Here is a 10,339-nt window from a genome sequence, read left to right as displayed (position 1 = left end):
CAGTTCTCGTTTATTGCTGCCGGGCTGCCGGGCAAAGGCAACGAACTCTTTTTTCAGGCTCATGGCGTCTCTCGTATTCCAGGGCATGATGGTTTTCCGGCGAAGTTAGCTCGCCGAAAAGTGTCCACCATGTCCCCGCACACCCGTCAACCATGTGTCCGGTCCGTACAAAAAGCCCCAAAGTAACCAAAGGGCTCTGCCCCGCCTGTCGGCACCTCGCTAAGGCTCGGTGTTCCCTCACTCCGGCATTGCTCCGCGGGCCGCCGCGACGGGGCGTCCCTGCCCCGTCGCGGCTAAACCGGCGTCCTGCCGGTTTACCCGCTCCGCACCACCTGCGTTCGGCCTCGGGCTTATTGGGGCAGTCAGATCAAGATCAAAAGCAAAAGCACAGCGGCCTACAGGCCGGCTTGAGTGGTAGAAGCCAGATCAAAAGCCAGAGCGAAAGCCAAATCTGAAACTGATGCAGCTCTGCTTTTCTGTGGGAGCTGGCTTGCCTGCGATGCAGATAACTCGGTCTCTCAGGTACACCGAGGCGATGCCATCGCAGGCAAGCCAGCTCCCACATTTGACCGTGTCCCGCTTTAGATTTTGATCTTGATCTTGATGTTGCCTTTGCTTCACACCACTCAAGCCGGCCTGTAGGCCGCTGTGCTGTTGATCTGCTTTTGATCTTGATCTTAGGCGCCCCGTTAAACCACGCTGGCCGAACGCAGGTAGTACGGAGCGGGTAAACCGGCAGGACGCCGGTTTAGCCGCGACGGGGCAGGGACGCCCCGTCGCGGCGGCCCGCGCAGTAGTACCGGAGAGAGGGCACACCGAGCCTAGGCGAGGTGCCGAGTGGTGGGGCAAGAGCCTTTTGGTTACTTTTGGGCTCCTTTCAAAAGTGACCCGCCGTAAGGGCGGAACCCATAGCAGCCCTGACCGCAGCAACGGATATGCCCCCAACCCTCCTGCACTCCCGGTGCTTTTCAGGGCGCAAAAAAAAACGCCCCGAACCAGTCGGGGCGTTTTCAGGTGATCAAGCTGCGGGCTTACTTGCCCTGCCAGCGTTTCAGCACCAGGGTAGCGTTAGTGCCACCAAAGCCGAAGCTGTTGCTCATCACAGTGTTGATGCTTGCATCTTCACGGGTCTTGGTCAGGATCGGCATGTCAGCCACTTCCGGGTCCAGTTCCTCGATGTTGGCAGAACCTGCCATGAAGTTACCTTCCATCATCAGCAGGCAGTAGATCGCTTCGTGAACGCCGGCGGCGCCCAGGGAGTGACCCGACAGGCTCTTGGTAGAGCTGATCGCCGGTGCCTTGTCGCCGAATACCGCACGCACGCCTTCCATTTCCTTGGAGTCGCCGACCGGAGTCGAAGTACCGTGGGTGTTCAGGTAGTCGATCGGGGTATCAACGGTAGCCATGGCCATCTGCATGCAGCGGATGGCGCCTTCGCCGCTTGGCGCAACCATGTCGTAGCCGTCGGAAGTGGCGCCGTAGCCGACGATTTCCGCGTAGATCTTCGCACCACGGGCCAGGGCGTGTTCCAGCTCCTCGACCACCACCATGCCGCCACCGCCGGCGATGACGAAACCGTCACGCTTGGCGTCGTAGGCACGGGAGGCTTTTTCCGGGGTTTCGTTGTACTGGGTCGACAGGGCGCCCATGGCGTCGAACAGGAACGACTGGCTCCAATGTTCCTCTTCACCGCCGCCAGCAAACACGATGTCTTGCTTGCCCAGCTGGATCTGCTCTACCGCAGTACCGATGCAGTGAGCACTGGTGGCGCAGGCGGAGGAGATCGAGTAGTTCACGCCCTTGATCTTGAATGGCGTGGCCAGGCAGGCGGAAACGGTGCTGCCCATGGTCCGCGTGACGCGGTACGGGCCGACACGCTTGACGCCTTTCTCGCGCAGGATGTCCAGCGCTTCCATCTGGTTCAAGGTCGACGCGCCACCGGAACCGGCGATCAGGCCGGTGCGCACGTTGGACACCTGGTCTTCGCTCAGGCCGGAATCGGTGATTGCGTCCTTCATGGCCAGGTAGGCGTAAGCGGCTGCGTGGCCGACGAAGCGATAGATCTTGCGATCGATCAGTTCTTCGAGGGGCAGGTCGATGGAGCCGGAAACCTGGCTACGCAGACCCATTTCGGCATATTCCGGGTTGAAGCGGATGCCAGGGCGACTTGCACGCAGGTTAGCGGAGACGGTCTCTTTGTCATTGCCCAGGCACGAAACGATGCCCAGACCAGTGATAACGACGCGGCGCATGCGGATAACCCTTAAAAGTTGTCAGTGGAAGTGAATACGCCGACCCGAAGGCCTTCGGCAGTATAAATCTCGCGACCGTCGACAGTCACCGAACCATCGGCAATGGCCAGGTTCAGCTTGCCCTTGAGGACGCGCTTGATTTGAATGTTGTAGGTGACTTTCTTGGCGGTCGGCAAGACCTGGCCAAAGAACTTCACTTCGCCCGAACCCAGGGCGCGACCGCGGCCCGGCAGGCCTTGCCAGCCGAGGTAGAAGCCAACCAGCTGCCACATGGCGTCGAGGCCCAGGCAGCCCGGCATCACCGGATCGCCTTCGAAATGGCAGGCGAAAAACCACAGGTCAGGGGTGATATCCAGCTCGGCGACCAATTCACCTTTGCCGTACTTGCCACCCTCTTCGCTGATATGGGTGATGCGATCCACCATCAGCATGTTCGGGGCGGGCAGTTGCGCGTTACCTGGGCCGAACAGCTCACCGCGACTGCAGCGCAGCAGGTCTTCCCGAGTAAAGGCGTTTTGTTTGGTCATGCGAGCTCCTCAATAATCCCATGCGGCAGGGCAGGGCAAATCTTCCCGGCCGACTGAAGCGTTCATGCCTCATATCGGCAGCCTACACATAGACTATTGCGTTGTAGTGAAAGTCACAGCGTCAAGGTCATGAATGTACACTTGTGCACTGAAATTATAAACCGGGCCGGTTTACGGGCCCGTTCGGGTGCCTAAGACTGCCGCACTTTCGTCTTTCACGCCAGTCGCAGTTGGCTGATGGCACCGTGTTACTGCACCCATCGTTGTAGGATTTGCTGCAAATCCGTGCGTTTGAACGGCTTTGCCAGGTAATCGTTCATTCCGGCCGCAAGGCAGGCTTCGCGGTCGCCCTGCAAGGCGTTGGCGGTGAGGGCAATGATCGGCAGGTCGGCGCAGCCGGGCAACTGACGAATCTGCCGGGTGGCCTCATAGCCATCGATGCCCGGCAGCCGGCAATCCATCAGGATCGCGGTAAAAATCAGGCTCTCGGCACTGCGGATCGCCTCGGCGCCGTCGGTGGCGATGCTCACCTCGAACCCCAGGCTGCGCAGCATGGCTTCGACCACGGTGCGATTGACCGGGTTGTCTTCCACCAGTAATACGTTGCGCCCTTCACCCGCGCTGGCATTGCCTTCGGCGTTTGGCGCGAGCACCGGCAGGCTCTGCTGGTAGATCGCCAGGGGGATTTCCAGGGTGAACACCGAGCCCTGGCCTTCTTCACTCTGGGCGCGCAGCGTGCCGCCCATGCGTTCAGCCAGGGTGCGCGCGATAGGCAAGCCAAGTCCTGTGCCGCCGTAACGTCTTGAAATGGAACTGTCGGCTTGCTGGAACGCATCGAACATCAGTTCCAGGCGCTCGGCCGAAATGCCAATCCCGCTGTCGCGCACGGTGCAGGTGAACCATAGCAATTCATGGTCCAGCGTTTGCCAGTGGGGTTCGACGGTGACGGTGCCGTGCTCGGTAAACTTGAGGGCATTGCCGATCAGGTTCACCAGAATCTGCCGGATGCGGGTCGGGTCGCCTTGCACTTGCAGCGAGTCCAGGCCCGTGGGGATTGGCACGTCAAGCACCAGCCCGCGTTGCTGGGCCGCATGCTGGAAGGCCTGGGCGCAACTGCTGATCAGCTCCACCAGGTCGAACGGAATGTGCTCAAGTTCCAGGGCGGCGCGCTCGATGCGCGAGAAGTCGAGGATGTCGTTGATCACTTTCAGCAGGTGTTCGGTGGACTCCGAAGCCAGCGCCGCGTACTCGGTCTGCTCCTCGGTCATGTCGGTGGTTTCCAGCAGTTGCAGCATGCCCAGCACCCCGTTCATCGGCGTGCGCAGTTCATGGCTCATCATTGCCAGGAAGTCCGACTTGGCATTGTTCGCCCGCTCGGCTTCTTCGCGGGTCTGGATCAGTTGGGCCATGGCCTGGTGCTGTTCGCGGCTGGCCTGGTTCAAGCCGTCGGCCAGGTTATTGATGTGGCGCGACAGGTCGCCCAACTCCGAATCGTCGACGATGGGCAGTGGCGTCTGGTAGTCACCCTGCTGGATCGCCTTGACCGCATTGCCCATGGCGCTGATCGGCTGCGACAGGCTGGCCGCCAGGCGCCGGGCCAGCAGGAAGGTAAACAGCAGGGCGAACAGCGCGAGAATCCCGGCCTTGAACAGGATTTCCTGCTGGCGCTGGCTGAACGCATCGTTGGACATGCCGACAATCACCCGCCCCAGGTAGTCTGCGCGGGGCGCCTTGGGCTCGGCGGTGCTGTCCTGGAAGAAGTCGTTGCCCAGTTGGATATGCTGCAGGCGGATCGGCGCCTGGAACACTTTCACCGACAGCGAACGATCGTGCTTTTCCGACGGTTGCTCGACGTACACCAGGATATTTTCCGAGCTGTCCTGAATCTCCAGGAAGCGCACATGTGGCGTGGCCAAGGTGGCGCGCAACAGGCTTTCGAGCACGTCGTTGTTGCCGGAAATCACCCCGTATTCGGTGGCCGGCGCCAGTTGGTTGGCGATCAATTGGCCGGTGTGGTCCAGCTCCTGGCGCAAATCCTGGATCCGCACGAAGGTAAAGAAGCTGATCAGCAACAGCGTCAGCAGGAGTGCCGGGCCCAGGGTAATGAGCTGGGTTCGGGTGTTGATGTCCCAACGGCGACGAAAGGTCATGGGCGTTTTTCTCCTTCGGCCAGGCGGGCGGCGACGTTGGTTTCGTCCACCTGTTCGATCCCCAGTGAGCGCGCAACCTGTGGGTTGCCCACGACTTTGAAACGGTCCGGGTACAACGAGCGCGGCCAGCCGGACGGGGTATGGTCCAGCAGCCGGTCGAGCACTTTCAGCCAGTCGGCCTGGTCGCTATAGGTACTGGCCAGGCTGCCGGCCTTGACGAACCCGGCGTTGGGCCCGACCAGTGGCAATTGCCTGGCGTAGCTGCTGAGCAGCAGGTTTTTTGCGGTTTTCGGGTTGTACAGCTGGGGATCATCCAGCCCCAGTAGCACGTCGCTGCTCTTGAACAGGCTTTGCAGCGGACGACTGTCATTAATGTTGTCCCAGAGCTGGGGCACGATCTCCAGGCCCATGGGCGCCGCGTATTGGCGCAGCTCACGCAGCAGGAATTCGCTGTCGATGCCGTAGAGCACGCCGATGCGCCGGGCCTGGGGCAGGATGCCGGTGATCAGGCGCAGTTGGCGGTCCAGCGGCGGATCGCTCCACAACAGGCTGATCTTCGGTGGCACGCTGTCCCCCAGGCGCTGGCGGGCTTGCAGGCGGCTGATGCGCAGCACCAGGGTCGGCGGGCCCTGGGTGTCTTGCAGGCGCCAGTCGAGGCTGGGCAGGTCCAGCAGGATCAGACGGGTGCTGGGCGGCAAGTGCGCGGGGGTGGGGAGGTCTTTGAGCGGGGTGAACGTCACGCGGTCTTCGGGGCGCTCTTGGGCCAGGGCCTGCACGAAGGTTTGTACCCCCGGGCCGTCTTCTTCGGCGGTCAGCAGGATGTCCGCCGCCCATGCCGGGGCGGCAAACAATAAAATCCCGAGCAGCACACAGCGCCGCCAGAGTGGGGCGGTAAAGGAGAGGGTCATCCGTGACGGGGCGCGGTTCATGCTAGAACTCTAACTCCGCGCTGAAGTAGAGCACGTGGCGCTGGTCATAGTTATTGTCGGGCCAGGTGGTGGGCTGATTGTCGAGCCGTTGCTGCAACATGCCGGCCAGCTCCACGTTGGCTTTGCCCAGGGCAATGCGCTTGGCCACTCGCAGGTCGACCCGTTCGAAGCGATATTGGTTGAGCGCGTCGTCGCCATAGTAGAACACCGCGCTCGACCAGCCATGGCCCCATTCACGCATCCAGCCGGCCGAGCCGCTGTTGCGGGCGGTTTGCTGTTTGTCCAGCGGGTTGGTGGCGCTGGCATCCACATAAGCATAGGTGACACGCAGCCGGTCGGCGGTGCTCATGTGCCAGTCAAGCTGGGTTTCGGTGCCGGTAAAACGCGAGCTGTTGGAGTTGCTGGCGATGTACTGGTTGTTGCGCAGCGGCTCGCTGACCATGTCGCTGATTTCGTCGTAGAACAGCTTCACGTCCACGTTCAGCCCGATGTCGGCAAAAAAGCCGTTGTAGCCCAGCTCCCGGGAGCGCATCAGCTCTTTGTCGAGGTTGCCCGGGCCACGGGTCACCACGAAGTATTGACCGGAGTTCTGGCCGTAGGTCGGCGAGCTGAGGTTGGTGACGCGGTAGCTCCAGTTGACGTTGTTCTCGAACATGTCCGGCGAGCGGATGGCCTCGGAGTACACCGCGCGCAGGCCGTGGCGCGGGTTGATCAGGTAGTTGACGGCCACCCGGGGCGTCAGCGAGTTGCCGCTCAGGTGGGTGTCTTCGTACATCGCACCGCCCTGCAGCAGCCAGTGTTCGCTGGCGCGCCATTCCAGGTGGCCGAACAGGCGCCAGGTGGTGTCGTCGATAGTGCCGTTGAAGTAGGTGTCGGAGTCGGCGCGGTCGTAGCGGTAGTTCATGCCGCTGACTAGGCGCAGGCTGTCGGACAGGCTGAGGGTGTCTTGCAGCTCCAGGTCGTAGCGGCTTTCCTTGGTGCTTTGGTCGATGTTGCCGCAGACGCTCTGGTTCGCGCCATTACGCCATTGATCCAGTACCTGATTGCCCAATGCCTGTTCGGCGGCACTGCCGGGAGGCGCCGAACCCTTGCTGAACGCATCCATATGCCGCGCCAGTTTCTCGGCATAGTTGGGATTGAGCTGCCACAGCTGGGTCAACTCCGGGCTGAACGAGACCTTGGCGTCGCAGGCGCGCCAGATCTGCCGGCGATCCCACTGCTGGGCCGAACCCTGGATATACAGGCTGTGATCGGGATTGAAGTCGAAATTCCAGCGCAGGGAGCCAGCATAGTCCTTGGCGCTGACGTCGGAATTGGTACCGCCTTCGGTAATCCCGTCGAACACCGGTTGGTAGGTGTACGGGCGTTGGTTGGTGCCTTCCTTGGCGTCCAGTTGCCAGTCGATGCTTTGTTGCGCGTTCAGTGTCTGGCTCACGGCCAGGCTGAAGCGGCTCAGGCGGCGACTGTCGCGGCGGTCGGCACCGACGCGGTCGCTGTCAAAGCCATCGTCCTGTTGCCCGGACAGCGACAGGCGCAGGTCGCCGGTTTCCCAGCCCATGCCCTGGCTGGCGTACCAGTCGTTGATCCCGCGGCCGCCCTGGGTAAGTTTCATCCGGGTGCCGTGGCTGTTGGCCGGCGACCGGGTGAGGATGTTGACGACGGCCATCAGCGCGTTGGCGCCGTAGCTGACGGTGTTGGGGCCGCGGAAGACCTCGATGCGGTCGATGTCTTCCAGGGCTACCGGGATATCACTCCAGTCCACCGTCGCCAGGCCCGCGCGGTACACCGAGCGACCATCGATCAGCACCTGCATGCGCCGGGCGTCGCCCGCCTGGGTGCCGTGGTAATTCACGGCGGCCTGGTTGCCGGTGGTGTAGCCGACCATCATCCCGGGCACCAGGCGCAGCAGTTCGGGGATGTCCCGCGCGCCGCTGGCCTTGATCAGCTCGCTGTCGATCACCGTCATGCTGCCGGGCACGGCCGCGGCCGATTGCTTGAGCCGGGTAGCGGTCAGCACCTGCGGCAGCGGTTGGCTGTCGAGGAACAGATCGTCGGCCAGCAGCGGAGCACTGCACAACGGCATGCACAACAGCGTCAGCAAAAGGGATGAGCGAGGAGGAGGGCCCAAATACACGGCACGGCCTTGATAATTACGGATAGCCGCCCATGTTAACTGAGGTGGGGCCTTTTGCCAGTCGTCGCCCCTGTAATTACTTCGCTTAAATGTCGCATTTTCCGACGAGCGTTTGAATTGACGCGGGGGCTGGCCGCAGGCGGGTCGCTCCGTATAATGCGGCCATCGCCACTGCTATGGATTAACGGATTGCATATGACTGAACAGCGCCCTATTGCGGTCCTGGGAGGCGGAAGTTTTGGTACCGCCGTGGCAAATCTGCTGGCTGAAAATGGTCACCGGGTGCGTCAATGGATGCGTGACCCCGAGCAAGCCGAGGCCATTCGGGTCAACCGGGAAAACCCCCGTTACCTTAAAGGCATCAAGATTCTCCCGGCCGTCGAGCCGGTCACCGATTTGCTGGCGACGCTGACCGAGTGCGACCTGTGCTTCGTCGCGCTGCCGTCCAGTGCCTTGCGTTCGGTGCTTGCGCCCCACGCCGAGCGGTTGGCGGGCAAGTTGCTGGTCAGCCTGACCAAGGGCATCGAGGCGCATACCTTCAAGTTGATGAGTGAAATCCTTGAAGAGATCGCCCCCGAGGCGCGTATTGGCGTGTTGTCCGGCCCGAACCTGGCGCGGGAAGTGGCTGAGCATGCACTGACCGCCACCGTGATCGCCAGCGAAGACGAAGCACTCTGCGAGCGGGTGCAGGAAGTGCTGCACGGTCGCACCTTCCGCGTGTACGCCAGTGCCGACCGCTTCGGCGTCGAGTTGGGCGGGGCGTTGAAAAATGTCTACGCGATCATCGCTGGCATGGCCGTTGCGCTGGGCATGGGCGAAAACACCAAGAGCATGTTGATCACTCGCGCCTTGGCCGAGATGACGCGGTTTGCGGTCAACCAGGGCGCCAACCCGATGACCTTCCTCGGTCTGGCGGGTGTGGGCGACCTGATTGTCACCTGCTCGTCACCGAAAAGCCGCAACTATCAAGTCGGTTTTGCCCTCGGCCAGGGCCTCAGCCTGGAAGATGCCGTCACCCGGCTGGGGGAAGTCGCCGAAGGCGTCAACACCCTGAAGGTGTTAAAGGCCAAGGCCCACGAAGTCGGGGTATACATGCCGCTGGTCGCGGGTTTGCACGCGATCCTGTTTGAAGGGCGCACCTTGAACCAGGTCATCGAGTTGCTGATGCGGGCCGAGCCGAAGACCGATGTCGACTTTATTTCCACCAGTGGTTTCAACTGAGGAACGCGCGATGAACGATCCGAAAGCAGCACCCAAGTACGAATCCATCGGCCTGCGTGTCCTGTGGATGCTGGTGTTTGCCCTGGTGTGGCAAGTGGCGCAGTTTCTGCTGGGCGCTCTGGTGGTGGTGCAACTGGTTTACCGGCTGGTGTACGGCGCGCCTAACCTTGGGCTGATGAATTTTGGTGACAGCCTGAGTCAGTTTTTGGCGCAGATTGGGCGGTTTGGCAGTTTTCACAGTGACCAGAAGCCTTGGCCGTTTGCTGATTGGCCGACGCCCCGTGCGCCTGAAGGTGAGGCTGCTCACAGCGTGCCGCCCGCGCCGCATCCTGCCCGTGATGAGGAACCGAAACTATGAAGGTGTGGGTATTGCGTCACGGTGAAGCCGAGGGGCATGCGCGCACGGATGCCGAGCGTAATTTGACGGCCCATGGGCGCGAAGAGGTGTTGCGCAGTGCGGGGCATCTGATCGGACAGCCGATTCGGGCGATTATTGCGAGCCCGTATGTGCGGGCGCAGCAGACGGCGCAGTTGGTGCGTGAGGCGTTGGGGTTTGAGCCGGAGATTCGGACGGTGCCCTGGTTGACGCCTGAGAGTAATCCGCTGGAGGTGCTCAAGCATCTCGACAATGACGATGATGTGTTGCTGGTTAGCCATCAGCCGTTTGTGGGCGGGCTGATCAGTTATTTGCAGCATGGGCATTTGCGGCAGCCGCAGCCTATGAGTACGGCGAGTCTGGCTGAGCTGGAGGGGGATTTTCCGCTGGCGGGGTTGATGAGCCTTTTGGGGGTTCGGAATCCTTAGGTGGGGATTGGGATTGAGTGCATATCCGTTGCTGCGGTAACGGCTGCTATTGGTTCCGCTCTTACAGCGGCTCACTTTGGAAAAGCCCCAAAGTAAGCAAAGGGCTCTGCCCCGCCTGTCGGCACCTCGCCTAGGCTCGGTGTTCCCTCACTCCGGCATTGCTCCGCGGGCCGCCGCGACGGGGCGTCCCTGCCCCGTCGCGGCTAAACCGGCGTCCTGCCGGTTTACCCGCTCCTCAATCCCTGCGTTCGGCCTCGGGCTTATTGGGGCAGTCAGATCAAGATCAAAAGCAAGAGCACAGCGGCCTACAGGCCGGCTTGAG

Annotated in this window: 9 protein-coding genes; 4 read left to right on the top strand and 5 right to left on the bottom strand. The window is 61.7% G+C overall.

Features of this window, described 5'->3' with window-relative positions:
- Window positions 1–186 (top strand): hypothetical protein (locus P3C29_RS32360; RefSeq protein WP_275966443.1); only part of this gene is annotated, 186 nt, incomplete at its 5' end.
- Between the two features lie 845 nt (window positions 187–1,031).
- On the opposite strand, the gene fabB is transcribed toward P3C29_RS32360, so the two are convergent.
- From fabB to P3C29_RS32335, 5 genes are all read right to left on the bottom strand, one after another.
- Window positions 1,032–2,252, bottom strand: a complete 1,221-nt coding sequence (gene fabB / locus P3C29_RS32355) for a beta-ketoacyl-ACP synthase I (protein ID WP_010166296.1) — start codon at window positions 2,250–2,252, stop codon at window positions 1,032–1,034.
- A gap of 11 nt (window positions 2,253–2,263) precedes the next feature.
- Window positions 2,264–2,779: a 3-hydroxyacyl-[acyl-carrier-protein] dehydratase FabA gene (gene fabA / locus P3C29_RS32350; RefSeq protein WP_003210552.1), complete on the bottom strand. Its 516-nt coding sequence runs from the start codon at window positions 2,777–2,779 to the stop codon at window positions 2,264–2,266.
- Window positions 2,780–3,027: 248 nt separating this feature from the next.
- Entirely contained in the window at window positions 3,028–4,929 is a 1,902-nt protein-coding gene (locus tag P3C29_RS32345) for an ATP-binding protein (RefSeq protein ID WP_010166304.1), read from the bottom strand.
- Complete coding sequence (locus P3C29_RS32340; protein WP_275966442.1) at window positions 4,926–5,858, bottom strand: ABC transporter substrate binding protein; 933 nt, start codon at window positions 5,856–5,858, stop codon at window positions 4,926–4,928. The genes P3C29_RS32345 and P3C29_RS32340 overlap by 4 nt, the downstream gene beginning before the upstream one ends.
- Window position 5,859: 1 nt before the next feature.
- Window positions 5,860–7,992: a TonB-dependent receptor gene (locus P3C29_RS32335; RefSeq protein ID WP_336604753.1), complete on the bottom strand. Its 2,133-nt coding sequence runs from the start codon at window positions 7,990–7,992 to the stop codon at window positions 5,860–5,862.
- 195 nt (window positions 7,993–8,187) lie between these two features.
- On the opposite strand from P3C29_RS32335, the gene P3C29_RS32330 reads away from it, so the two are divergent.
- Genes P3C29_RS32330 through sixA form a run of 3 tightly spaced genes read left to right on the top strand, consistent with a single transcriptional unit; the run spans window position 8,188 to window position 10,017 of the window.
- The gene (locus P3C29_RS32330) at window positions 8,188–9,213 is read left to right on the top strand and encodes an NAD(P)H-dependent glycerol-3-phosphate dehydrogenase (protein WP_169385910.1); all 1,026 of its coding nucleotides are present in this window, start codon (window positions 8,188–8,190) and stop codon (window positions 9,211–9,213) included.
- A 10-nt stretch (window positions 9,214–9,223) separates the two neighbouring features.
- Window positions 9,224–9,571 (top strand): DUF4389 domain-containing protein, encoded by a 348-nt coding sequence (locus P3C29_RS32325; protein WP_003210547.1) that lies wholly within the window; start codon window positions 9,224–9,226, stop codon window positions 9,569–9,571.
- Complete coding sequence (gene sixA / locus P3C29_RS32320) at window positions 9,568–10,017, top strand: phosphohistidine phosphatase SixA (RefSeq protein ID WP_010166312.1); 450 nt, start codon at window positions 9,568–9,570, stop codon at window positions 10,015–10,017. Before P3C29_RS32325 ends, sixA begins: the two co-directional genes overlap by 4 nt.
- Window positions 10,018–10,339 lie beyond the last annotated feature (322 nt).

The sequence above is a fragment of the Pseudomonas sp. 1912-s genome, from assembly GCF_029269205.1.
Classification (GTDB): Bacteria; Pseudomonadota; Gammaproteobacteria; order Pseudomonadales; family Pseudomonadaceae; genus Aquipseudomonas.
Note: the sequence above shows the minus strand (reverse complement) of the source record. Positions and strands in the feature narration are given on the sequence as shown.

What these genes read in the sequence shown, in the direction of transcription:
- fabB (WP_010166296.1), bottom strand. Translation starts at nt 2,252, where the DNA reads ATGCGCCGCGTCGTTATCACTGGTCTGGGCATCGTTTCGTGCCTGGGC.
- fabA (WP_003210552.1), bottom strand. Translation starts at nt 2,779, where the DNA reads ATGACCAAACAAAACGCCTTTACTCGGGAAGACCTGCTGCGCTGCAGT.
- P3C29_RS32345 (WP_010166304.1), bottom strand. Translation starts at nt 4,929, where the DNA reads ATGACCTTTCGTCGCCGTTGGGACATCAACACCCGAACCCAGCTCATT.
- P3C29_RS32340 (WP_275966442.1), bottom strand. Translation starts at nt 5,858, where the DNA reads ATGAACCGCGCCCCGTCACGGATGACCCTCTCCTTTACCGCCCCACTC.
- P3C29_RS32330 (WP_169385910.1), top strand. Translation starts at nt 8,188, where the DNA reads ATGACTGAACAGCGCCCTATTGCGGTCCTGGGAGGCGGAAGTTTTGGT.
- P3C29_RS32325 (WP_003210547.1), top strand. Translation starts at nt 9,224, where the DNA reads ATGAACGATCCGAAAGCAGCACCCAAGTACGAATCCATCGGCCTGCGT.
- sixA (WP_010166312.1), top strand. Translation starts at nt 9,568, where the DNA reads ATGAAGGTGTGGGTATTGCGTCACGGTGAAGCCGAGGGGCATGCGCGC.